Origin of the sequence: Prevotella sp. BV3P1, from assembly GCF_000479005.1 — a bacterium.
Taxonomy (GTDB): Bacteria; Bacteroidota; Bacteroidia; order Bacteroidales; family Bacteroidaceae; genus Prevotella.
On the sequence record NZ_AWXC01000034.1, the window covers coordinates 43,818 to 68,162 of the forward strand.

A 24,345-nucleotide genomic window follows, 5' to 3' on the forward strand; every position below is an offset into this window, starting at 1 on the left:
CTGTAAAATTGCCAACAAAGTGTCTGTTAAGCTTTTCAACGAGGATATCCCAGTCAGCCCTTGTGTTACTTTTAATTTAAGATACTTCATGGCCGAACCCACAGCTCCACCCTAGGCTACCATCTACATGCTGCACAGAAAATTCATGTTGCACATTTAAATAAAAATCACGATATATAACTGCGAGAATATAAGCGGGACATATATAGTGAGGGTGTACCATAAAGATGAATTGTGATACACCTTCCTACGATATTTCTGCACAGGAACTAATGGAAGAACCGCTTCTGTGAAAGAACGAATCAAGGAAAAACGCACTACAAGTTCAGTAGCGGCTCAAACTCAACTTGCCTAAAATTGTACCTCTATAATCTTATCAATGCAATCCTTTGACAATGCCGTTGGCAAGGTAAGCACCACACCTGTCTGACATTTTTCCACCTTTACTGGCTGTTTGGTGTCATAGACAAAGGCTTTCTTGATGCGCTGTTTGCCGATGGGCAACAGCAAACTACGGTCGTGCAGATTTAGAATATGCACAAAGAGACGATTGCCTTTCTGCGTGGTAACACCCCAATCGTGAGGCTTCACCATGCCCCCTCGAGTGCCATAAATCGTTTCTCCATACACTTTCATCCACTGTCCCACCTTCTGCAAGCGTTCCAAAGCCACGGCTGGAAGTTCGCCATCGGGCTGTGGCCCAATGTTCATCAATAGGTTAGCGTTCATGCCAGCCGCCTTGACAATGTAACGTATCAAGGTGGTATCCGATTTATAGTCCTGGTCGGTAATCTTATATCCCCACATACCATTCATCGTTTCGCACGTTTCCAACGGCAACCTACTGATGTCTTGCCCTGACAAACCAGCATTGTTCTCACCAGGTAAATCCCGTTCGAATATCTGAATGTCCTCGCCTTGGAAAGGAGTGGTGTGATGATTGTTACCCACCAAGCACGCTGGTTGCAAGCGATGAATGAGCTGATATTGCCCTTCCAGTTGCCAATCGAAATCGGGTTGCTGGTCCCACCACCCGTCAAACCATATCGCACCAATCTTTCCATAGTTGGTTAATAGTTCGGTCAGTTGGTTGTTCATAAACGCATAATAATGCTGCCAATTGCCTTGAGGGTTGGGACGCCCTGTTCCTCGTCCTGTTCTTCCCCACACTGCATCCTCTCTGTACCAGTCGATATGCGAATAATACAGATGCAGTCGGATGCCTTGCTTGTGACATTCGTCTGCCAACTCCTTCAAGATGTCACGCTTGAAAGGTGTTGCATCCACGATATTATAGTCAGAATATCGAGTTTTGAACATAGAGAATCCCTCATGATGACGGGTAGTAAAGCAAATATACTTCGCTCCCGATGCCTTGATAGCCGATACCCAAGCAGCTGCATTGAACCGAGAAGGATAAAAACCTCCTGCCAGTTTAGCGTACTCTTTGTAGTTCAAATTCTTGTTGGTCATGGTCCACTCGCCCGTTGCCAACATGCTATACAAGCCCCAGTGCAGGAAAATACCAAACTTAGCGTCTTGAAACGCTTGGCGTGAAGCCATATTCTCTGCTGTTGGTTGATAATCATGAGCTTTGGTTGTGGTAGCTACTGATTGTGCAAAAGCTGACACTGACAAGCACAAAGCCAGTGCCAAGGAAAATAATTGATTCATATATTAGAATTTCACCTGGTTATTCTGCCCCTATGATTTTCTTGATTTCGTTAAGTTTGTTCAATGCCTCCATGGGTGTAAGGTTATTGATGTCAAGTCCGAGTATCTCGTCACGAACCTGACACAGCACGGGATCGTCCAGCTGAAAGAAGCTCAATTGCATGCCTTCCCTGCTCTCTTCCAAATGTTTCACGTTGGGCTTGCCCACCGAACCCACCTGACTGTTGTCCGACTCTAATTGTTTTAAAATTTCATTAGAGCGTTTGACGATGCTTCGTGGCATGCCCGCAATCTCGGCTACATGAATACCAAAGCTGTGTTCTGAGCCGCCACGTTCCAACTTACGCATGAAAATCACCTTGCCATCTGCCTCTTTCACACTCACATTGTAATTGTGAATCCTCTGGAAATGTTTCTCCATTTCGTTCAATTCATGGTAGTGTGTGGCAAAAAGCGTGCGCGCCCGTGCCCTCGGTTGCTCGTGTAAGTACTCCACAATTGCCCAGGCAATGGAGATACCATCATAGGTTGATGTTCCTCTACCCAACTCATCGAAGAGCACCAGCGACCTGTTGGTGACGTTGTTCAGGATATTTGCCGCCTCTGTCATCTCCACCATGAAGGTCGATTCACCTAAGGAAATATTGTCAGAAGCCCCTACGCGCGTGAAAATCTTATCCACCAAACCTATTTTCGCACGCTCCGCAGGTACGAAACAGCCTATCTGCGCCAATAGTACTATCAATGCCGTTTGACGCAACAGCGCCGACTTTCCAGCCATATTGGGTCCGGTAATCATCATGACCTGCTGTTTTTCCGTATCCAAGTAGATGTCGTTAGGCACGTAAGTCTCGCCTAAGGGCAATTGCATCTCGATGACAGGGTGGCGGCCTTGCTTGATGTCAAGGACGTCGGTGGCGTCTATTTGCGGCCGCACATACTGGTTTTCCTCCGCCACCTGCGCAAAGCCAAGCAGACAATCCAAATGGGCTATCAGGTTGGCATCGAGTTGTATTTGCGGAATGTATGGCTGCATATCAACAATGAGTTCACGAAACAGCTTATCTTCCAACATCATGATGCGCTCGTCAGCCCCCAATATTTTCTCCTCATAAGCCTTCAGTTCCTCGGTAATGTAGCGTTCTGCCTGTGCCAATGTTTGCTTGCGAACCCAGTTCTCAGGCACTTTGTCCTTATACATGTTGCGCACCTCGAGGTAATACCCAAACACGTTGTTATATCCCACCTTCAGCGATGCGATGCCCGTTCGCTCTACTTCACGCTCTTGTATCTGTATCAGATAATCCTTACCGTTGCGCGATATTTGTCGCAGCTCGTCGAGTTCGGTATCATAACCATCGGCTATCACCCCACCCTTGTTCACCAACAGGGGCGGATCAGGTTGTATCTCGTGTTCAATGCGGTCGCGAATGGTATCGCAAAGCTGCAACTGTTCGCCAATTCTCCGCAAGCTTTCGTTCGATGCTTTCATGCAGGCAGCCTTCACGGGTTGTAGGGCTTGCAACGCATTCTTTAGCTGTACCACCTCTCGGGGCGACACTCTGCCCACAGCCACCTTTGAGATAATGCGCTCAAGGTCGCCTATGCGTTGAAATTGTTCACCCACCAACTGTCGAAAATCGGGGTCTTTGAAGAAATAATCCACCACATCCAAGCGTTGTTGAATGGGCGTTACGTCCTTCAACGGAAACACCATCCAGCGGCGAAGCATACGTCCTCCCATGGGTGTGATGGTCTTATCGATGATATTCAGCAACGACCGTCCCCCCTCTTGCATGGTGTCAATCAGCTCGAGCGAATGAATGGTAAACTTGTCCAACCGCACATAGCGTTCTTCTTCGATGCGGGCAAGCGACGTGATATGCCCGATATTCGTGTGTTGGGTAATCTCCAAATACTGCAAAATGGCGCCCGAAGCCACGATACCGCTTTTCATTTGCTCTACGCCAAAGCCTTTCAGCGACTTGGTACCAAAGTGTTTCAGCAGTCGTTGGCGTGCGCTCTGCTCGGTAAACACCCAGTCTTCCAATTCAAAGACACAGTATTTGGTGCCAAAATGAGTATCAAAATTGCGCTTGTCGTTGCGGTCGTACAACACTTCCTTGGGCGCAAAGCTGCCCAATAGCTTCTCCACATAATCATAAGTACCCTCACCTGTGAGAAATTCGCCCGTCGAAATATCTAAAAAACTCACGCCACAAGCCGCCTTACCAAAATGCACCGCTGCCAAGAAGTTGTTTTCCTTGTAGTTCAACACGTTATCCCCCATTGCCACACCTGGCGTCACCAGCTCGGTAATACCCCGCTTCACCATCTTGTCGGTGGCGGAAAGTCCCTTCTTACCTTTCAGTTCTTCTCGCTTTTTCTTAGGGTCTTCTAATTGGTCGCAAATAGCCACGCGCTTGCCAGCCCTTATCAATTTGGGCAGATAAGTATCAAGAGCATGGTGCGGAAAACCCGCCATAGCCGTTTCGCCACTATTGCCTCCATTGTTTCTTTTCGTGAGCGTGATGCCCAAGATGCGCGAACCCTCAATGGCATCATCGCCATACGTCTCATAAAAGTCGCCACACCGAAAGAGCAACAGCGCATCAGGGTGCTGCCGCTTCATGCTGAAAAACTGTTTCATCATTGGTGTAAGACCTTTATCTTTCTGTGCCATAGGGGAATATTTCTGTTGAATTTACAAAGTTATCAAAAAACGATTGGTAGGCAAAACAATTGAGTCATTTTTAGAATTTTAAAAAAGTCTTGCTCCTTTATCCCAAATTTTAACAAACTGTCATTATCGTTACTGAATTCCTATGAGCTTATGTAATTGCAAAGACAGTTTCCATTGGGGGTGTGTTTTCACAAACTGGATTGCTTGCTGCATAATTTCTTTATTCCTCAATTCATCGCCCACGTCACAAGGTTGCACATATCGTTCCTCCGACTCGATGCCAAACGTGCTTATCTGGTGTATGCCATCATACACCACCTTTATCTCGTTGGCTTGCTTAATATGCACGTCACCAGCTTCTATAAATGCCTTTTTTGGCGAACAGGTTACCCAATCAACTCCTTCCGGAATGGGATGAGTGCCGTTGGTTTCCATCGAAACATAATAACCATGTGCGTGAAAAAGCTGCAACAGTGCGGGCGTTACTTGCAAAGTAGGCTCTCCTCCGGTGATGACAACAAAGTTACAGGGCGCATATCGTTGCACGTTTTCCATGATTTGACGTCCAGACATTTCCGTATACGCGTCAAAATTCGTATCGCAGAACGAGCAGCGTAGATTACATTTAGCAAACCTTACAAACACGGCTGCCCTACCTGCATGATGCCCTTCGCCCTGCAGAGAATAAAATATTTCGTTAACCTTATAGGTGCGCGCGTCGCGATTCATTTCCAGCTATATTTACATGACGAGGTTTTCTATACCCACTATCTTTGTTTCGTCTATCGCCAGGGCCACGTTTCCTTCGCTTTCTCGCACCTCTGCCTTATAACACTCGTCGAATTGATTAACGACCCATCGCGCAATATTCTCCGCTGTAGGATTATAGGGAACGACGTCGTTGATGTAAGCATGGTCTAACCGGTCGTGAATGGCCTTTTTGATGTGCGTAAAATCGAACACCATCCCATCGGCGTTCAATTTGTCTTTCTTAAAAAGATACACGGTAATTATCCAGTTATGCCCATGCAAACTTTGACACTTGCTTTCGTAAGAGAGCGAAAGCCGGTGAGCCGCACTGATTTCCATACGTTTGGATACGCAATAAATCATATTTCTTGATGTTACCAGTAGGCGTTGAAAGAACGGCATGGGTTCTTTCCTCACCTCTTTTAATTTCTATTTGTTATCAATGCCTTTTTAGTCTTCGTATGGTGTGTCGTCCTTGATACCTGCAAACGCCAATGCCTCTTTGCGCTCAACGCATGTCCCACACTTGCCACACTGCCTGTCTCCGCCCTTATAACACGACCAGGTTTCGGCATAATTGATACCCAGTTTCTTACCCCGCAAGGCTATCTCACCTTTGCTAATCTGCGTATAAGGTGCCAAGATGGTGACACCCTCAAAGGTTCCGGCAGCCATGGCTTGCGAAAAACTGTCGATAAACGCAGGCCGGCAGTCGGGGTATATGGTGTGGTCGCCGCCATGGTTGGCAATCATCACATATTTCAAATGGTTGCTTACAGCCAATCCGCATCCCACGGCCAGCATGATTCCATTGCGGAAAGGCACAACCGTCGACTTCATGTTCTCTTCCTCATAATGCCCTTCGGGAATGGCATCATCACCTTCCAACAGACTGCTTTTGAAGTAATCGTGCATAAACGACAGGGGGATGACGATGTGCCGAATGCCTAATCGGTCGCAATGCATCTTTGCCAAGGGTATTTCTTTTTGGTTATGATTGCTGCCATAATCGAATGAAACGCCTATAGCGATACGCTGTTGATACTCGTAAAGCATGGTAATGGAATCCATGCCACCACTCACTATAATCAAACTGTCTTTTTCCATTTTATTCCTTTCCGTTCTTGTTATCCACATGATGTCTTTCTGCTTACGGAGAAAGCTTAGGTACTAAGTTGTTCACCAAGGGGTGGTGTACAATCAATATCTACGTTTTTCTTTATCAATAACTCCGCTAATTCTCATTTAGTCGGTTAAAAATAAGATGGTTGAGTCATGAATTTCAGTTCATTCCGTATCTTATGCGCACACACCTAACCAAAAGTTACTTAGTCATGCCATCAAAGAACTCCTTGGCTGTCGGCGGATAGCCGCGTAAGCATTCGCTCAACTCTTAACGAACTATTGTGAAATTGTCATAGTGGCTTTATCAAATGCTTTTGCAAAAATACGAAATGAATCTGAGTACAGCAAGCAAAATGCCGGAAACCATCCCGGCAAACGGTAAGGAAAGAACATGAAAAACTGTGGTGCCCTTCTTTTTCAGAGCCACGCATTCCTGTGGTCCCTTCTGCAAAAACAGCCACAGCATCATGCGAGTGATGACTGGTCATGATGATGAATTTTCTTGACAACACACCGCTTCATATTTCGCTTATTTCAAAACAACCTTGATTGCTGCCGCAAATTCATCCAAAATAGGCCGCATTCTTATTTGACTAATTATTAATATCTTACGTCGGTATGGTGTTGATGTGCGTCCATCTTACATGCGCCTTTAAGCTAAAAGCATTGCTATTAGGGTGAAACATCCATGCTTTTACCTGATTGGGGCATACAGATTGGCGGTCAAAAAGATGCTTTTAATGGTGTAAAAACAAAGATTTGAGGGTGAAAGTCGGTTTTTCCTGCTACGACAACTGCCTGTATGCATCCTCCAAGCCTATTGATTTTTTCCAGATTGAAAATATTAAAGGGCTGTTTTAAGGCTGTTTTTGGATAAAAAATTAAACAATTTTTGGCGTGCAAATGCCCTCACTTGGGCAGATGCGCCTGTGTTTTGTGAAGCTCGTAGAGAGCGGTTAAAGCGGGCAGATTCGATGACCTGCCCCGTCATACTGCCGGCCGAGTGCCTGCAAGGGTGGGGCATCAGCTTGTCGTTCACCATCCTGTACATGTATTGTTGGATGATGGCTTTCAGTTCTTGCTCCATCTTGCGCTGTTCCTTTACCCTCCCCTTTAGGTTGTGGCGCATCAGTAGGTCGTCCAAGGCATAGATGCCACGCGTTTGCTGACCGTCGAACTGCAACACATAGCCATACTTACAATACTGATAGATGCCGTTGAGGTAGTTTACGGCGTAGGTTTCTGCGGCGGGAGTGGTCATCAGGTCGCAGCCGAACGACAAGAAAGGCTTGTCGTAGCCCAACAGACTCAGCACGGTGGGCAGGATGTCTATCTGCTGTGCAATGCCGTCGTGCATGCCCACGGGCACCTCTCCGCTGGGATCAAAGATGATGAGCGGCGCCGAAAAACCGCCGATGTCAGTCTGATACTGCGCATGGTCGCTCAGGTTGGTGTGGTCGCTGGTCAGCACGAAGAGGGTGTTCTTGTACCACGGTTGCTGCTTGGCCGCTTCGAAAAACTTGCCGATGGCCATGTCGGTATAGCGTATGCACTTGTGGATGGGCAGCCCCTCTTCGGGATACACGTCCTTGTATTTTTCCGGAATGACGTAGGGCGTGTGGCTCGACACGGTGAAACAGGCCGTCATGAAGGGTTCTTTCATCTCGCCAATCTTCGTACACCAGTATTGCAGGAAAGGCTCATCCCAGATGCCCCAGTGCCCATCAAAGTCGGCATCGCCGCCAAATCGGTGGTCGGCGGCATAGTCTTGCCGGCCATAGTACGCTTGGAAGCCCACCTTGTTGGCAAAAGCCAGGAATCCCATGCTGCCCCGGTTGGCACCGTGGAAGAACGCCGTGTGGTAGCCCTCGCGCGCCAACAGGCCGGCCATGCTGGTGTAATTGTTCATCGAGGCGGTGGTGAGCACGAACGGTTCTTTAAACATAGGAATGCCACAGAGCACGGATGGCATGCCATCAATGCTCTTCCGTCCGTTACAGAACGAGTATTTGTAGGTGGCACTTTGGCTGATAAGCTGGTCAACGTATGGAGTGTAGCCCTTGTACCGACCGTTTTCGAGCTGTTGGTTGAAAGCTCCGATATACTCGCGGCCAAAACTTTCGACAATCAGCACCACCACGTTCGTCTTTTGGAACGCATGAGTGGGCTTTGGATGGTGTATCGGCGTGAACACTTTGGCGGCAGCCTCGATGTTGGGATAGTAGGTGGGAACGTCGAAAACGTTCTTCCCAATGGTTCTGATCAATGAGAACGGCGTGTTGAGTACCAGCGCACACTCGGTTGGACGGCCCACGTATTGGTTGGCGTTGTTGACGGTGATGGGGCGTATTCCCGACCCCAGTCCACCCCGGCAGGCACCGATGATGAGGGGAGTGAGCAAGGCCAGCAGCACAAACTGGATGAGGCCGAACTTCCATCGCTGTGTGGCGGTGGCGTAATGTGTGTGTACGGTGCGGGGCATGACGTAGAGTTTCCACAGCAGGGTGATGACTATGATGGCCAACAGCACGAGATACCAGTGGCCCACCAACTCGCCCCAAAATACGTCGGCGAGGTTGTTTTCGTTGCGAAATTCGCTGAATACGCTCGTCGTGGTGCGCCGCAGGGTGTAAGGAAAGTACACCGAGTCGCACAAGTTGATGATCAGCGTCAGCGCATTGATGACCACAAACACCCATTTGCACATCAGATGATAGCCTCTGCGCTCCTTGATCCACAGCGGAAAGAGCATCAGTAGGATGTACAGGGCATTGGTGTAGGCGATGGCGGAGCGGTCGAAGATGTAACCACCGTAGAACAATTCGATCAGATGGGACGCCGACAGGTTGCCGGAGAAATAGCTGTAATTCTCGAAAAGGAATTCCACGCGGGCAATGAAGTATACCACGAATGCCATCAACAGGTTGAGGATCATGGCGCCGAAAGGCCCGAAAGAAGTGTGTAGGAATGTTGCTTTTACTTGTTTCATCATTGCCTTAAACCTCTTGCATGTCATGCAGTTTTTTGTAATAGCCCTCTTTGGCGATCAGTTCTTCGTGCGTACCCCGCTCCACGATGCGTCCTTCGTGCAGCACACAGATTTCGTCAGCGTGCTTGATGGTGGACAGACGGTGAGCGATGGCCACCGTGGTGCGGGTGCTCATGAGCCGTTCCAGCGCATCTTGCACCAAGCGTTCGCTCTCGGTGTCCAGCGCACTGGTGGCCTCATCGAGTATCAGGATGGGTGGATTTTTGAGGATGGCGCGGGCGATGGAGATACGCTGACGCTGTCCGCCGCTTAACTTGCTGCCCCGATCTCCGATGTTTGTGTCGAATCCTTCCTCTGACTCCATAATGAATTCGTAAGCGTTAGCGATACGAGCGGCTTGGTTTACCTCTTCTTGCGTGGCGTGATCAACGCCGAAGGTGATGTTGTTGAAGAACGTGTCGTTGAACAAAATGGCTTCTTGGTTGACGTTTCCGATGAGATGGCGCAAGCTGCGTACGCCCAAGTCACGCACGTTGATGCCGTCAATGAGCACCTCACCTTCCTGCACGTCATAGTATCGTGGAATCAAGTCGACCAAGGTTGACTTGCCACTGCCGCTCTGTCCCACCAACGCTACGGTCTTTCCTTTGGGAATCACCAGATTGATGTCGCGCAACACCCATTGTTCCGCATACCTGAACGATACGTGGCGGAACTCAATTTGATGTTCAAAGCTGTTGAGGTGAATCGGTTTTTCGGGCTCTTTAATGGCTACTTCGGCCTTCAGTATCTTGTCTACCCGCTCGATGGATGCCAGTCCTTTCATGATGGCATAGCTCGCCTTTGACAGTTCTTTCAACGGGTTGATGATGCTGTAGAGCATCACGAGGTAATAAATAAACGTGGGGCCGCTGAGCACTTGCTCGTTCAAGACCAGCGTACCACCGAACCATAACACGATGACAATCATCAACGTACCCAGAAACTCGCTCATGGGATGAGCCAATTGCTGCCGGATGGTGACTTTGAGGATACTCTCTCGGTAGTTGGAATTAATCTTGTCGAAGCGCGCGTTCATCTTTTCTTCGGCCGAAAAAGCCTTGATGATGCGCAGTCCGCCCAACGTTTCTTCCACCTGACTCATGGTGTCGCTCCACAAGTTTTGCGCCTTCACGCTGTTTTGTTTCAGCTTTCGTCCAACCAATCCCATGAACCAGCCGAAGAGAGGAACGAAGAGAATGGTGAACAGGGTGAGCTGCCACGAGATGATGAGCAGCGTGGTGAAGTAGGCAATGACCAGAATGGGATTCTTGAACAGCATGTCCAGCGAGGCCATGATGGAGTTTTCAATCTCTTGAACGTCACCACTCATGCGGGCGATGATGTCGCCTTTGCGCTCCTCGGAGAAGAATCCAAGGGACAGACTCGTAATCTTTTGGTACAATTGGTTGCGTATGTCGCGCACCACACCCGTGCGGATGGGCATCACACTGGCTGAGGCAAGAAAGTAAGAACCTGTCTTGAGAAACGTCATGAAGGCCAAAAACAAGCCGATGAACAGCAGGGTGGTGGTGGCTCCGTAATGGTCAATCATCATCTGTACATAGTAATTGGCATTATTACTCAGTACGTCGGGCAGTTCACTCATCGACGAGGGCCATGGCATCAGCGTGGTTACGCGCTCCTGACCAATGTTGAAAAGGATGTTGAGAATGGGGATGAGGGCTGCGAAAGAGAAGATGTTCAATACCGCAGACAATATGTTGAACAGTACAGAAAACCCTAAATAACGCTTGTAGGGTGCTACAAAGCGTCGCAAAACCTGTATGAATTCTTTCATGTAATAACAGAATGATGCGGAAAGCAGAAAGCCGCAACCTCTCTCTCCGAATGCTGGAACGTAGTTTATGCACTGCAAAGATAAACCAATTATTTAGAAATGACAACTTTGCCCTTATATTTTTGGTACACAGCAGCATGGCACACAACGCGGTGCCGGTAAACGTTTTCTTTGTTTGTGCATTTCGTTTGGTTTGCTTATCTTTGCCGTCTGAACGAACAACAAGAAGCCTTTCGCGCCTGATTGCAGGCGCATGATGAAGGGCATCCATAGGTATTGAACGTAAAAAGAGATAAGTATGAGTAAATTAGTAGTCAACTCTTACGACGAGTTTGCAGCCTTTGAGGGCAAAGAATTGGGTGCATCAGACTGGTTGCTGATTGACCAGGAGCGTATTAATCTATTTGCTGACGCGACATTGGATCATCAATGGATTCACGTAGACGCTGACCGTGCCAAGAAAGAGAGTCCGTATCAAAGCACCATCGCACATGGCTATCTGACGTTGTCACTGTTGCCTTACCTCTGGTCACAGATCATTGAGGTGAACAACATCAAGATGTTGGTCAATTATGGCATGGACAAGATGCGCTTTGGACAGGCGGTTGTCACGGGAAGCAGGGTGCGCATGGTGACCAAGCTGCATGCCATCAGCAACCTACGCGGCATCTGCAAGACCGAAATCAACTTCAAAATAGAGATTGAAGGTCAGCGAAAACCGGCCTTGGAGGGCATCGCTACCTTCTTGTATTATTTCGAATAGTGTGCCATAGTCAGGCTTGTGCGCCGTTAAGGGGATGGCGAATGCCTGCTCTTCTCTGCCCCTTATTGGGAGCATGGCGTGTATCATGCTAGCCCCTTAGCGCATGTTTTCAAATCAAGTAGTATGCCCAATCTTCCCCAGTCGCATCCCTCATCCTTCACAACCTCGTGTTTTCACCCGTTGAACACGGACGTGGAGCGACCGTTGAGGCTGAACAATCCCTTTCATTATCAGCCCCATCCTTTGGCTTTGTTGGCCATGAAGCACGTCCAAGCGTACATTCAGGGCATGCAAACGTGGCAGGAAGAGGTGGCAAAAGGGAAGATGTTCGGGGTTTTGGTGGTTGAAAATCAGCAGCAACAGCTGGGTTTTTTGGCGGCTTATTCAGGACAAATTGAGGGCAAGAGCGATTGGTCGGGCTTCGTTCCCGCCGTGTTCGATTACCTACAGCCGCAGGGTTATTTCAAAAAACATGAAGAACAAATCACGCTTATCAATGCACTGGTAGAGCAAGAGGAAACGGATGCTGGCTATTTGACGCTGAAACATGAGCTTAAATGCTTGGAAGAAGAGGCACAACAAGCACTTGCAGCGTTTCAAAACCGCATGAAAGAGGCCAAACGGAATCGTGATTATCTGCGGCAAACTTCCTCACTTTCGGTAGAAAAAGAGGCCGAACTCATTCGGGAAAGTCAGTTCATGAAGGCCGAACTGCGCCGCCTCAAGCACCGTTGGGCGACTGTCTTGGCTGACAAACGAGCCGAGTTGGCGCAGTATGATGAGCGTATTAGGCGACTGAAAGACCAGCGCAAGCAGCAGTCAGACGCACTGCAACGGTGGTTGTTTACTCATTTCGTGATGCTCAACGCACGGGGTGAGCAGCGCAATCTCTTGGATATTTTCGCTGAAACGCCACAACATATTCCGCCTGCGGGGGCGGGAGAGTGCTGCGCTCCCAAGCTGTTGCAGTACGCTTATCAGCACCATTACAAGCCCATCACCATGGCTGAGTTCTGGTGGGGAGCCTCACCGAAGGCCACCATACGGCACCATGGCGAATGTTATCCAGCCTGTCGAGGCAAATGTCTGCCCATTCTTCGTTTCATGTTGCAAGGTCTTGAGGTGGACGATGAATATCCAGATGATGCTGAACCCATGCAGCTTCATGTGGTATATGAGGATGATGACCTCGTTGTTGTGAACAAACCAGCCGGATTGTTGTCCGTTCCGGGACGATCAAGTCGTTCCTCTGTCCTGTCAATCTTGCGGGAGATAATGCCTCAAGACATGCCTTTGCATGCCGTACATCGTTTGGACATGGCAACGTCAGGACTGCTCATTGTGGCCAAGAACATGAAGGTTTACCATCATTTGCAAGCCCAATTCAAGGCTCACACCATCCAAAAGGAATACATAGCCGTACTGGATGGCGAGGTAACACAGAAAGATGGTTCCATTAACCTGCCGCTTCGCCCCGACTTACTCGACCGTCCACGACAAATAGTCGACCGCGTTCATGGCAAACCGGCCATCACTTTCTACCGCGTGTTGTCAGTACATCAGGGAAAAACGCTGCTCGCTCTTTCGCCCATGACAGGCCGTACGCATCAGTTGCGCATGCACTGTGCCCATCAAGAGGGACTGAATTGTCCCATCCTGGGCGATGAACTTTACGGCCATCAGGCTGATAGGCTCTACCTACATGCTGCTTCCATCACCTTTATTCATCCCACCTCGAGCAAGCACATGACGCTGAATGCACCCATACCCGATTGCTTTAACAACATAAAATAGGCTGCTTCAGACAGCAAACCATTTGTTTTTGCCAACTGAAACAGCCCATGTCGCGGGTGACGTGAAAGGCTATTCTCTGCGAACTCAATGCCTGTTGCCCTCTTTCACAGGCTCTGTTGCCAACCGATCGATGGTGTCATAAATCTTTTGCAGGTAGGCTTGTCCTCGCTTGAGATTCTTCCCAGATCGCTTACCCCGGTCCAGAACAACCTTCTTCGACTCGTTATTGAAGACCACCTGGTTGTCTTCATCCACCAAACCAAAGGCATCCGGGAACGTGAAGAACGCAAAATGAGGGGATGCCGGATTGAACATATCTTTGCTATAGGTAAACTCGTGATGCGCAATTCCCATCTGTCCCAACAGCGTGGCGGCAATGTCAGTCTGCGAACCATGGATGTCTACCGTGCCAGGCCCTTTGAGTGCACCACCCAAGAAGATGAGCGGAATTTGATAACGCTCTACGGATAGGTTGTCAATGTCCTGGGGATAACAGCCCAAATGGTCGGGAACCAGTACTACAAGTGTGTTCTTCCACAGCGGTAGTTTCTTCAATTCGTCCACAAAGTGACCCACGCAACTGTCGGTATAAGCAAATGCATTGAGTATTTTGTCATTCAAACGGTGGTAAGGAACATCGAAGGGTTCGTGGCTGCTCGACGTCTGTACCACCTTGAACCACGGTTTTTGACGCTTGTTTTGCCGCAAGTTCGAGAGCACTTTCTCGAACAACAGATGGTCGGGCACTCCCCATTTGCTGAGCCTGTCCGACACGGGAAAGTCTTCATCACACACAATCGTCTCAAATCCTGTACCCTTCAAGTACGACCGCATGTTGGTAAAATCGGCATCGCCACCATAATAATAATCGGCCGTATAGCCCACCTTGCGTAAACTTGCGGCAATGGAAGGCAAGCCTTGAGACACCTTTGGCATCTTCATGATGCTGTTGGTGGGCAGCGAAGGGAATCCGCTGAGGATGGAAACAAGTCCTCTGTCGGTTCGAAAACTCGTGGCATAGAAGTGGCGGAATAGCAATCCTTCGGCCGAAAGTCTATCCAGATTGACCGCCACATTGCGTTCTCCGCCCAGTGATGCCATGAGTTTGGAGGAGAAACTCTCCATCACCATGAACAGAATGTTGGGCCGATCGGTAGTCAATATCCATTGTTGGGGTGCCTGATAAGACCGATGTACAACGTCCTGGTCGTACATCTGTGCCACTAACTTGTTGGCTTCGTCATCCTTCATGAAGCGATATTGCTGCTTAAAGTTTTCTTGTCTGAGCAATGAAGCAAGCAGACTGAATAGTGGATTGGTCGCAGCGTGGTTCAAACGCATGTTCTCACTGAAATATACTTTGCCTATATTCATGGTCGATGCCTTGAATCCTCCACGGATAGGAATGAACAAGGCCGCCCAAAGCAGCACGAAAAGCAGGGTAAAGAAGGGCCGGTTGAGGGGCAAGAGCTTCTTTTCGAGCACGTCATTCCTTAGCAACAAATAAAACAGCGCATAGAGGAGGACGGTGATAAGCAGCAAAGTCACGATGCCACCGACGAGTTCCCATGCGCTGGCACTGGCCAATGCGTCCCCCGGAGAGGAGCAGAAATAGAACAAAGGCGTGGCATCTAATCGGAATCCCCAATACCGATAGAGCCCCAGGTCGATGACAAAGACGGCCGACAAGACGATGGCAATGACGGCAAAATAGGCCTTTGCCAGTCGTCTCCACAAACGTTTGCGCGACCAGATGGTGCAAATCAACAACAATCCAGGGATGATAGTGAGGTAGCCGGCCAACGAAAAATCCAACGGCAGACCATGGTAAGGCACCAAAAACCAATCTTTCCACGTTGCCTCTTTGAACAAAGGCTGGTGGTAAAGCATGAACAGAGGTTTCTGAATGATAAAAATCAGGACAAAGAAAACGTAGGTTAGAAAGAAATACTTAAAACGAGTTTTCATCACTTTCGTCACACAAAGAACATGATTAATATTTGGGCTATGATTACCCGGATGAACATTCCGATGGGATAAACCGTGGCATAGCTGATGCTGGGTGTATCCCCTTCGATGGTGTCGTTGGCATACGACAGTGCCATCGGGTTGGCCATGGCTCCGCAAAGAATGCCACAAATGGTTCCGTAGTCAAGTTTCTTGGTTCGCAAAGCTATGCAGCCCACGATTAGAACGGGTACGATAGTGAGCAATGCACCAATGCCTACCCACAGCAATCCTTCAGGACGGAACACCGTACTGAAGAAATCTTTGCCCGCATCAAGCCCCAAACAGGCCAGATACATTGCCAACCCCAACCTGCGGAGCATGAGAGAGGCCGAGCGTGTGGTGTACGAAATGAAGTGCATGTGTGGTCCCAACGCCCCTACGAGGATGCCCATGATGATGGGACCGCCGGCAATTCCCAGTCGAATGGGCGAGTCCATGCCGGGGAAACTGATGGGGATGGCGCCCAAGGCCAGTCCTAAGATCATGCCAAAGAAGATACTTCCAACGTTCGGTTCGTTGAGTGTCTTGACCGAATTGCCCAAGAAATGCTCGGCACTGTCAACTCTTTTCGGCTCACCAACAACCGTCAGGCGGTCACCATACTGCAACCTGAGGTCTTTGGTGGCCAGCAATTTGACATCACCACGAATGATACGGCTGACATTGACACCAAAACTTTCGCGCAAGTGGATTCTTCCCAATAGCTTACCATTGAGGGCTGTACGGGTTAATACGATGACACGCGACTCTACCTTGCGGTCGATTTGATTCCAGTCTATCTCCCCTTTGTTCCAATCGCGTTCTACTCTTTGGCCGAAAAGAATCTCCAAGCCCGACACATCATCAGGGTTAGTCACCACCATGAGGTTGTCACCCGTGTGCAGTTGTGTTGAGGCAACCGGCACCAATACTTCGTCCTGTCGCCAAACGCGTGAGATGATGAACCTCAAAGGCGTACTCATGGCCAGCTCACCGATGGTTCGACCTTCAATGGCAGGATTGACAATGAGAAACTGACACACAAACGTCTGGTCTTCGTCCACAGGAGATTTGGGCACCAAATCTTCAGGCTTGACAAAGAACTTGCGCATAATCAGAATGCCCAATATCACCCCAACGACACCCATCGGATAGGTCACGGCAGTAGCCAGGGCCACACCGCCGGTTGGGAGGCTCATGTGTTCCAATGCTTGTTGGGCCGCACCGAGTGCCGGTGTGTTGGTGGTGGCACCGCACAACAAGCCCACCATCGTGGAGAGGGAGATGCCTGTCAACGGACACAGCGCTACCGCCAGCACCGTTCCCAAAACGACGACGGCAAGCCCCCATAGGTTAAAGCTGGTTCCCTCGTGCCGGAAAGCACCGAAAAAGTTGGGCCCGACGTACAATCCAAGGGTGTATACGAACAAGACCAAACCAAAGGTTTCGGCATAGCTGAGCGCTGCTGAATCGACGGAAAGCCCCATGTTTCCGGCAATGATTCCGATAAAGAATACAAACGAAACACCAAGAGAAACTCCCATGAACTTGATTTTGCTCAATGCCATGCCAGCTGCGATGATCAGAGAGATGACCATCACCGCCTGTACTGGAGACGGAATTGTAAAAAGGGCGTTAATCCAATCCAACGTTATCAACCTTTATGATACATCAAACATAGGTGTTATGTATCTATTTATCAAATAGTTTGCTATGGGTGGGCAAAGGTACTGTAAATAAAATAACCAGCAAAACAATTGATGTCAATTGTTGACTGGTGAGGGTGTGCAAGGCTTCATTTTACTTACTGCCCAGCAGATACTGGTCAATAAACTCACGCACGCACCCCTCGCCGCCAGCCTTCTGCATGATGATGATGCCCGGAATTTCCTTGATAGGCCGCATCGCATCGGCAGGACAGGCGCAAATTCCGACGGCACTCAGCAGTTGTTGGCAGTTGACGTCATCGCCGATGTAAGCCACGTCGCACAACGTGATGCCCATCTGGTCGCAAATTTCCTGTGCCGCCTCAAGTTTTCCCCCATGTCGCTTGCCCTGAACGAGAAAATCGACCTTCAGCTTTTTAGCTCTGTTCTCTACCAGTTTGGTGTTTTCAGAGGTAATGATGCCCACCTTGACGCCTTGCGCTTGCAAGAGTTGTAGCCCCATGCCGTCGCGCGTATTGAACTTCTTCAGCTCGTCACCGCTTTCTGCATAATACATTCCGCCATCGGTCAGCGTGCCGTCAACGTCGCACAAGAAGAGCTTTACGGATTTCTTCGGGATGTCCGTCGCATGGTTCAAAACATGCTTTCGCATAAGATGTTCCATGAACGTCCAATCGTCTGAATCTTCAATCTCCATGCCCGTGTAGGCCGGCATCTCATAGATTCCGATGTGACCACTTAGCCTGTTGCCCGATGACAGGATGTTTTCCACCTTATTTATATAGATTGCGCCGTTCTCCATGAGCGTTCCTTCGAAGTTTTGTCGGTGCGGACGCTGTGTGTAGTCGTAGTTCATGCTGGTACCATCGGTGTTCCAAAAGAATCTGTAATTGCGCACACAGGAGAGAATGGAGTCGTATTGGGCAGTCTGGTACAGCGCCAAGGCCTCACTGAAATGTTTCGTTTGCGTCATGGGCGACATGGGCTGCACCAACATGAAGCATGTGTTGGGTGCTGGATTGGCGGCATGGATGTAAGCCAGCATCACGCTTTCGGCAGAGATGGTGTCACTGGTATTCTCGGCTGAGTGGCGATAAATCTCGGTCTTCTGATACGAGCGGGAAGCCACGATCCGCTCTATCTCGTCCGAATCGGTGGCCACTATCACCTTGTCCACCTCGCGGCAAGCCTCCAAAGCCTCAATGCTCCAACAAACAAGGGGCTTTCCACAAAAGGACTTGATGTTCTTCTCGGGAATTGACTTGCTGTCACCCCGCACTGGAATGAATGCTATGACCATCTTAACTTGATTCTTTTAAAGTTTGTCGCACTGCACGTTTTGATCTCCAGAACAATCCACACAGTTCCCTGTTGAGTTCATCGGCCAACGGCATCTTCATCATTCGAGGCCTCCATGTGCAGTTTTCTGCTTGTAAGCCTTCATGCTGCAAGGCTTTGTCTGCAAATATATAAAATAATCACTCATTGACGGAATGAAACGGCATGTTTTTTTATTGCGTGCGATTACAATGGGAGTTGAATAGGCAAGAATCAACCTGTTTGGACAAAGAGGATGGCACATGCACTTCAAGAGCATTGACTTTGGACACCAAACCCATAGACATTGGACGTCAAACTCAATGAGTTTGGCAGCCAAAGTCAATGAGTTTGTAAGACGTTCGGTGACAGTATGTTACGATATGTTGCGCAGACCGGCATCATAGGGCCTGTTCGGGCTTTACTACACCGTTTCTTATTTCGCCTGGTGTGCCGCCAAGTGTCTCCTTACAGAATGTGGAAAGACGCTGTACAGAGGAGAACTTGAACTGGTTGGCTATCTGCTCCATGGTGTCGCTGGTGTTGAGCAGCGCCTTGAACAGTGCCTCGCCTTTCACCTTGCTGACCCAAACCTTGGGCGTTCCGCCAAAGCGTCGCTTGAAGTGACGTATAAATGTGGGGCGACTCATGCACACCTTTTCTGCCATTTCGTCTATAGAAGGATAGGTGTGCGACATCTCAATGATGGTGTCCTGGAACGACAAATCCACCCCATAGAATGAAGGAATGTTAAACAAGTGGGGTGATAAAGGTACCCCACTCATGTAAAACCGTTGGCGAATAGAATGAGGACGTCATTCTATTCACCAACGGTTTTTTATGTCATGTGCCGCATGTGGACATGGATTCCGCACAACTTCATGTGTGCAAGGGATAAAAAGTAGGGTGTAAATGGATTTACTTTCTGCCGAAATCAGCGGGAATTTCGCCCCATTCGGCTGTCTCCCATTTGATGATAGGATTGCGATAAGCGTGCGTTTTCAGCCATTGTTCGGCGCGCGAGATAATCTGATAGAGTTGCTCTGTTTGTGGTGTTCGCTTCAACTTTGTTTTACATTGCTTCTTCTTCACCCACAAAATGGCGTTGTAACTGTCCGAATAAATGGTTTTTTGCGTGTCGCCCTTTTTCCATAACAAGGCCAACGCATGCACGATAGCCAAGAACTCTCCTACGTTATTGGTGCCATGTACGGGCCCAAAGTGAAAGATTTCCGCTCCTGTCGCCAAGTCAATTCCCCGATATTCCATAGGCCCCGGATTGCCCGAACATGCCGCATCTACCGCCCATGCCGATGCCCCCCTCTGTCCCCCCGATAGGGGGGAAGAAGCTAACGGCGTAACTAAGTTGGTTTCTTGTGAAGTGTTTTCTGTCTGTTCTGCTTGAGCCATGTGGTCTAAAGATTTAAGTATTTGAGTGATGACGGATGAAAGACGGTGAAGCACCTGTTCGTTTGTGAAACGTAAAACGGTAAAACCACGACTTTTTAAATCAGCTGTACGTTCGGCATCCATGAGTGGTTGATTGCCTTGTCGATGATAACCACCATCTATTTCAACCACCAGTTTGAAACGAATGCAGGCAAAATCAGCAATATAGTTGCCGATGATATGTTGTCGTCTGAACTTACATCCTAATTGATTTCCACGTAATGCCTCCCACAACATGCTTTCTGCCTGAGTTGAATGCGTTCTACTTCTCTTTGCAAATGCTTTCAATAACTCATAATTCGCACAATCTGCCGTTTCGTGTTTCCGTTTCATATCATACGGTCAACTTACATTCAAGCCGAAAATGAATCTCCCTCTATATAAAATAAGGTGGATTGTCGACATCAGCTCGCAAGCGTTGAGCAAACAACATCTGTCAGGAAGATGGGCAAACAAGGTGATTTCCTTCTCCCTCCCCTACTGGGGAGGGCGGGGAGGGGCTTCCCTACATCCTCTCAGGAACCTCAATACCAAGCAGCAGCATGCCGTTCTTGATAATCTTTGCCACGTTGTTGGCCAGCACCAACCGGGTGAGTTTCTCCTCTTGCGTGTCGGCGTTCAGTATGCTGTAGTCGTGGTAGAACTGGTTGAAGTCTTTGGTCAACTCGTAGCAATAGTTGGCAATGCCGCTCGGACTGTAATCCGTCGCAGCTTGTTCTATCACCGCACCAAAGTCGTTCATCTTCTGAATCAATGCAATTTCCTTGTCGTTCAGTGGCGCATCGGTGGGCAGTTGTGCGGGCAGTTCCATGCCTTCTGCAACCGCTTTGCGCATGATGGAACGGATGCGAGCGTAAGTATATTGGATGAACGGCCCCGTGTTGCCATTGAAGTCGATAGACTCTTCGGGATTGAACAGCATGTTTTTGCGCGCATCTACCTTCAAGATGAAGTATTTCAGTGCGCCCAATCCAACCACGCGGGCAATCTCACGCTTTTCTTCCTCGCTCATATCCTTGAACTTACCCAGCTCGTCACTGGTCTTGCGGGCATCGTCTATCATGGTTGCTATCAACTCATCGGCATCCACCACCGTGCCTTCGCGGCTCTTCATCTTACCGTTTGGCAATTCAACCATGCCGTATGAGAAGTGTACCAACTCCTTACCCCAGTTGAATCCCAAGCGGTCGAGCAAGATGGAAAGTACCTGAAAATGATAATTCTGTTCGTTGCCGACCACATATATCATCTTGTCGATGGGGAAATCCTTGAACCGCATGTCAGCCGTGCCAATGTCTTGCGTCATGTACACGCTGGTGCCGTCAGAACGAAGCAACAGCTTTTGGTCCAAACCCTCTTGTGTCAGGTCTGCCCATACGCTGTTGTCATCCTTTCGGAAGAAAAGACCTTTCTCCAGTCCTTCTTCTACCTTAGCCTTTCCCTCGAGGTAAGTATCTGATTCATAATATATCTTGTCAAAGCTCACGCCCAACGTCTTGTACGTTTCATCAAAGCCGGCGTAAACCCAGTTGTTCATTTTTTGCCACAAAGCGCGTACCTCTTCATCGCCCTGTTCCCACTTCACAAGCATTTGGCGCGCCTCTTTCATCAGCGGAGCCTCTTCTTTCGCCTTGTTTTCGGCGGCCTCTTCGTCCAGTCCCTCGTCTGTCATGAACTTGTTTTTCAGCTCTGCCACCTCGGCTCTGTAGTGCTTGTCAAACGCCACATAGTAATCTCCGATGAGGTGATCGCCTTTCTTTCCGCTCGATTCGGGTGTTTCTCCGTTGCCCCATTTCAGCCAAGCGAGCATTGATTTGCAAATATGAATGCCCCTGTCGTTCACGATGTTGGTCTTCACCACCTTGTTGCCATTGGCCTCCATGATTTGCGCCAACGACCATCCTAACAAGTTGTTGCGCACATGACCCAAGTGAAGTGGCTTGTTGGTGTTAGGCGATGAATACTCTATCATCACCAAGGGCGATTGGTCTGTGACGGGTTTCTCTCCGAATTTCTCATCCGCATGCATGTCATTGAGCAATCCCACCCATGCCTCTTTGGCGATGTTGAGGTTCAAGAAGCCCTTCACGACGTTGAAACCAGCTACGGCCGAACAATCTCTCACCAGCAACTCGCCGATGGCTTGCGCCGTGTCTTCGGGTTTCTGGCGTGATATTTTCAGGAAGGGAAACACCACTAAGGTGAGGTTTCCTTCAAAGTTACTCTTTGTTTTTTGTAGTTGTACCATCGACATGGGTACATCTTGTCCGTAGAGTTCTTTCACTGAAGCAATGACAGAACTGGCTATTTGGTTCTCAATTTTCATGCTAATTAAAAGATAAAATTCTTTGATCTGTAGGCAACGTTCATGCAAACATGTGTTCAAGCAATGTTTGTTTGAGTGGATACATGAAGCCGTTGCGCTGCAAAGGTACGATTTTAATTCACAATAAGCATTGTCTTTTCGGTATTTTTACGTCTTACACATGGCGCTTTCATCGAACAAAGGCGCTTTTTGTTTGTAGATCAAACGCAACGTTCTTCCGTGAAATGTTTGCTCTCGCAGCGTGTTTTTAACACAAATGCTGGGCGCTTTTTCAACCAACTTGTTCGTATGTCGTCAATAAGCTCATTATGAAAGGATTTTGTTATTGATTTGATTAGTAACGACTTATAAGTATTTTAATCCTAAGCGGAAATTAAAAAGCAATGTATTTGGGGTAAAAAGCCCTTCAATATGATGCAAATTGGGCGGTTAAAGCATGCAAATTGAGTGGTTAAAGCATACAGTTTGGAGGGCAAAAGCATGCATATTGCCCATTTGTTGCATGTGAATAGGGTACAAGAGGCTGAGTTTAAGACTTTGAATACCTTCAAAATCTCCCCATTTTGTCTATTTTCCGATTTTGTTTTGTCAAGGAAAATGAATTGGTTTAACAAACGAAAGGTTTGTTAACAAAGTAGAGCGTCGGTAGCCCTACGCATGTAAAAAATCCCACATCCCACCCTCATCTCAAAGAATACAGTCAGTTGACGGTCGTGCTACGTGCTCTTTACGCCGTGCATTCGTATGCTGATGTGCTGAACCTGCACCGTGACTTGATTCATAACAGAATCATGCTGTTGGTTCCGAACAGCGCAAGTGATCATACTTTTCTTTTTCAACTCGCCCTGTATTGCGAGACTACGTCCATAAAATGTGATTGCGCAACCCGCGGGTTGCGTTTGTCGTCAGTGCGACTTTATACCAAGTCTACCTCAAAGTTGGTGGCCTGAATTTGCATGTCCAGCTTGCGCAACTCCTGCGAAAAATGGTCAATCTGCTTGTTCAGTGCCTTGATGTCGATTGTTGAAACGTATTTAATCTCAGTGCGCGAATAGCGGTCTTGAGTCTGAGTCGCAGCGTTAAAAGCCTCTCTGAGAATGCCAATGCGTTTGGTCAGCACGTCGCGTTCGGCCATCATGGCGGTCAGGGTGCGTCCATTGCGCTCTGTCTTCAGGTTGGTGATGTTGATTTTCAGAATCAGTTCCTCGAGCTGTTTTAAGCATTCGTCCAGCACTTTGAGCAGCTCTTCCGGCTGTTCAGCAGGCTCGTCGCCCTCCTGGATTTTCACGTTTTGCGTCAGTCGACTGCTCAATTGGTCAATCTTCTTCTGCAAATCTTTTCTCAAACTTAATGCTTCTGCCAGTTTCATGATGATATATTTTTATTGATTTTTGTTCATTTGTTTGGTTTCTTGCCTACGTTCGTCCAACCCATTTCGCTGGCTCTTTCGAGGAAAATGCGCAAACCTTGGCGGATAGAACGCAGTCCGAACTGCTCGGTGCGGATCTCATTTAGTGGCAACCACAAGGCTGCATCGGCATCGTCACCAGCTTTCAGACAGGATGTGTCGCTCACTTCGCAACGGAAAAACATGTCGAGTGTAGGGATATCCAGTCCGCTGTAGCGGTACTTATTGGGCAAACTGAACACATATTCCGCACGGTTTACCTGCAAATTCGTTTCCTCTTTCACCTCCCTGATGATGGCTTCTTCGCCCGTTTCGTTTGCATCGGTGAATCCACCGGGAAGGTCCAGCGTTCCTTTGCCTGGTTCGTTGCGCCGCTTCTCAACCAACAATTCGCCACGTTCGTTGAGGATAAAGGCCACGTTGGCGGCACTTGGGTTCATGAAATACACAAAGTCACAGTTCTCACATCGTTTGCTCTTCTCGTTATTTTCCACGAAGTGTTGGCTTCCACACACTGGGCAGAACTTGAATTTTTCCAATAAATGCATCATAGTTAATCATTCTTATCTTG

General features: G+C 48.5%; 17 protein-coding genes. 2 read left to right on the top strand and 15 right to left on the bottom strand.

Annotation, left to right across the window (positions count from 1 at the left end):
• Window positions 1-351: 351 nt before the first annotated feature.
• The 7 genes from HMPREF1254_RS06100 to HMPREF1254_RS06130 all read right to left on the bottom strand — a co-directional run bounded on the left by HMPREF1254_RS06100 (window position 352) and on the right by HMPREF1254_RS06130 (window position 11,061).
• Complete coding sequence (locus HMPREF1254_RS06100) at window positions 352-1,674, bottom strand: alpha-L-fucosidase (RefSeq protein WP_036879792.1); 1,323 nt, start codon at window positions 1,672-1,674, stop codon at window positions 352-354.
• A gap of 19 nt (window positions 1,675-1,693) precedes the next feature.
• Window positions 1,694-4,357 carry a DNA mismatch repair protein MutS gene (gene mutS / locus HMPREF1254_RS06105; RefSeq protein ID WP_023057765.1) on the bottom strand — a complete coding sequence of 888 codons (2,664 nt, stop codon included), beginning with the start codon at window positions 4,355-4,357 and terminating at the stop codon, window positions 1,694-1,696.
• Between the two features lie 129 nt (window positions 4,358-4,486).
• Complete coding sequence (locus HMPREF1254_RS06110) at window positions 4,487-5,086, bottom strand: 7-carboxy-7-deazaguanine synthase QueE (protein WP_023057821.1); 600 nt, start codon at window positions 5,084-5,086, stop codon at window positions 4,487-4,489.
• Window positions 5,087-5,098: 12 nt separating this feature from the next.
• The gene (queD, locus tag HMPREF1254_RS06115; RefSeq protein ID WP_036891142.1) at window positions 5,099-5,467 is read right to left on the bottom strand and encodes a 6-carboxytetrahydropterin synthase QueD; all 369 of its coding nucleotides are present in this window, start codon (window positions 5,465-5,467) and stop codon (window positions 5,099-5,101) included.
• Between the two features lie 90 nt (window positions 5,468-5,557).
• Window positions 5,558-6,214, bottom strand: a complete 657-nt coding sequence (queC, locus tag HMPREF1254_RS06120) for a 7-cyano-7-deazaguanine synthase QueC (RefSeq protein WP_036891134.1) — start codon at window positions 6,212-6,214, stop codon at window positions 5,558-5,560.
• A gap of 862 nt (window positions 6,215-7,076) precedes the next feature.
• On the bottom strand, window positions 7,077-9,221 hold the full coding sequence (locus tag HMPREF1254_RS06125) for an LTA synthase family protein (protein ID WP_231385822.1): 2,145 nt from the start codon (window positions 9,219-9,221) through the stop codon (window positions 7,077-7,079).
• A 7-nt stretch (window positions 9,222-9,228) separates the two neighbouring features.
• Complete coding sequence (locus HMPREF1254_RS06130; protein WP_023057774.1) at window positions 9,229-11,061, bottom strand: ABC transporter ATP-binding protein; 1,833 nt, start codon at window positions 11,059-11,061, stop codon at window positions 9,229-9,231.
• A gap of 298 nt (window positions 11,062-11,359) precedes the next feature.
• Between HMPREF1254_RS06130 and HMPREF1254_RS06135 the strand changes: the two genes are divergently transcribed.
• Window positions 11,360-11,824: a MaoC family dehydratase gene (locus tag HMPREF1254_RS06135; protein WP_023057783.1), complete on the top strand. Its 465-nt coding sequence runs from the start codon at window positions 11,360-11,362 to the stop codon at window positions 11,822-11,824.
• A 123-nt stretch (window positions 11,825-11,947) separates the two neighbouring features.
• Window positions 11,948-13,618 carry an RluA family pseudouridine synthase gene (locus tag HMPREF1254_RS06140; protein ID WP_023057820.1) on the top strand — a complete coding sequence of 557 codons (1,671 nt, stop codon included), beginning with the start codon at window positions 11,948-11,950 and terminating at the stop codon, window positions 13,616-13,618.
• An 84-nt stretch (window positions 13,619-13,702) separates the two neighbouring features.
• Here the strand turns inward: HMPREF1254_RS06140 and HMPREF1254_RS06145 are convergent, their stop codons facing one another.
• The 8 genes from HMPREF1254_RS06145 to HMPREF1254_RS06180 all read right to left on the bottom strand — a co-directional run bounded on the left by HMPREF1254_RS06145 (window position 13,703) and on the right by HMPREF1254_RS06180 (window position 24,322).
• Window positions 13,703-15,586, bottom strand: coding sequence for an LTA synthase family protein (locus HMPREF1254_RS06145; RefSeq protein ID WP_051331292.1), 1,884 nt, complete (start codon window positions 15,584-15,586; stop codon window positions 13,703-13,705).
• Between the two features lie 8 nt (window positions 15,587-15,594).
• Window positions 15,595-17,256: a putative transporter gene (locus HMPREF1254_RS06150; protein ID WP_036879779.1), complete on the bottom strand. Its 1,662-nt coding sequence runs from the start codon at window positions 17,254-17,256 to the stop codon at window positions 15,595-15,597.
• Between the two features lie 151 nt (window positions 17,257-17,407).
• Entirely contained in the window at window positions 17,408-18,574 is a 1,167-nt protein-coding gene (locus HMPREF1254_RS06155; RefSeq protein ID WP_023057797.1) for an acylneuraminate cytidylyltransferase, read from the bottom strand.
• A 418-nt stretch (window positions 18,575-18,992) separates the two neighbouring features.
• On the bottom strand, window positions 18,993-19,376 hold the full coding sequence (locus HMPREF1254_RS06160) for an AraC family transcriptional regulator (protein WP_231385818.1): 384 nt from the start codon (window positions 19,374-19,376) through the stop codon (window positions 18,993-18,995).
• A 133-nt stretch (window positions 19,377-19,509) separates the two neighbouring features.
• Window positions 19,510-20,373, bottom strand: a complete 864-nt coding sequence (locus tag HMPREF1254_RS06165; protein ID WP_036891135.1) for a DUF559 domain-containing protein — start codon at window positions 20,371-20,373, stop codon at window positions 19,510-19,512.
• 172 nt (window positions 20,374-20,545) lie between these two features.
• Window positions 20,546-22,366 carry an arginine--tRNA ligase gene (gene argS / locus HMPREF1254_RS06170; RefSeq protein ID WP_036891136.1) on the bottom strand — a complete coding sequence of 607 codons (1,821 nt, stop codon included), beginning with the start codon at window positions 22,364-22,366 and terminating at the stop codon, window positions 20,546-20,548.
• Window positions 22,367-23,282: 916 nt separating this feature from the next.
• Window positions 23,283-23,735, bottom strand: coding sequence for a DIP1984 family protein (locus tag HMPREF1254_RS06175; RefSeq protein WP_023057791.1), 453 nt, complete (start codon window positions 23,733-23,735; stop codon window positions 23,283-23,285).
• Between the two features lie 26 nt (window positions 23,736-23,761).
• Window positions 23,762-24,322, bottom strand: coding sequence for an NUDIX domain-containing protein (locus HMPREF1254_RS06180; protein WP_023057792.1), 561 nt, complete (start codon window positions 24,320-24,322; stop codon window positions 23,762-23,764).
• Window positions 24,323-24,345: the final 23 nt, after the last annotated feature.

Coding starts and splice junctions, on each gene's coding strand:
- queC (WP_036891134.1), bottom strand. CDS start 6,214: ATGGAAAAAGACAGTTTGATTATAGTGAGTGGTGGCATGGATTCCATT.
- HMPREF1254_RS06160 (WP_231385818.1), bottom strand. CDS start 19,376: ATGAGTGGGGTACCTTTATCACCCCACTTGTTTAACATTCCTTCATTC.
- mutS (WP_023057765.1), bottom strand. CDS start 4,357: ATGGCACAGAAAGATAAAGGTCTTACACCAATGATGAAACAGTTTTTC.
- HMPREF1254_RS06135 (WP_023057783.1), top strand. CDS start 11,360: ATGAGTAAATTAGTAGTCAACTCTTACGACGAGTTTGCAGCCTTTGAG.
- HMPREF1254_RS06180 (WP_023057792.1), bottom strand. CDS start 24,322: ATGCATTTATTGGAAAAATTCAAGTTCTGCCCAGTGTGTGGAAGCCAA.
- HMPREF1254_RS06165 (WP_036891135.1), bottom strand. CDS start 20,373: ATGAAACGGAAACACGAAACGGCAGATTGTGCGAATTATGAGTTATTG.
- HMPREF1254_RS06140 (WP_023057820.1), top strand. CDS start 11,948: ATGCCCAATCTTCCCCAGTCGCATCCCTCATCCTTCACAACCTCGTGT.
- HMPREF1254_RS06125 (WP_231385822.1), bottom strand. CDS start 9,221: ATGAAACAAGTAAAAGCAACATTCCTACACACTTCTTTCGGGCCTTTC.
- HMPREF1254_RS06110 (WP_023057821.1), bottom strand. CDS start 5,086: ATGAATCGCGACGCGCGCACCTATAAGGTTAACGAAATATTTTATTCT.
- HMPREF1254_RS06130 (WP_023057774.1), bottom strand. CDS start 11,061: ATGAAAGAATTCATACAGGTTTTGCGACGCTTTGTAGCACCCTACAAG.
- HMPREF1254_RS06175 (WP_023057791.1), bottom strand. CDS start 23,735: ATGAAACTGGCAGAAGCATTAAGTTTGAGAAAAGATTTGCAGAAGAAG.
- argS (WP_036891136.1), bottom strand. CDS start 22,366: ATGAAAATTGAGAACCAAATAGCCAGTTCTGTCATTGCTTCAGTGAAA.
- HMPREF1254_RS06155 (WP_023057797.1), bottom strand. CDS start 18,574: ATGGTCATAGCATTCATTCCAGTGCGGGGTGACAGCAAGTCAATTCCC.
- HMPREF1254_RS06100 (WP_036879792.1), bottom strand. CDS start 1,674: ATGAATCAATTATTTTCCTTGGCACTGGCTTTGTGCTTGTCAGTGTCA.
- HMPREF1254_RS06145 (WP_051331292.1), bottom strand. CDS start 15,586: ATGAAAACTCGTTTTAAGTATTTCTTTCTAACCTACGTTTTCTTTGTC.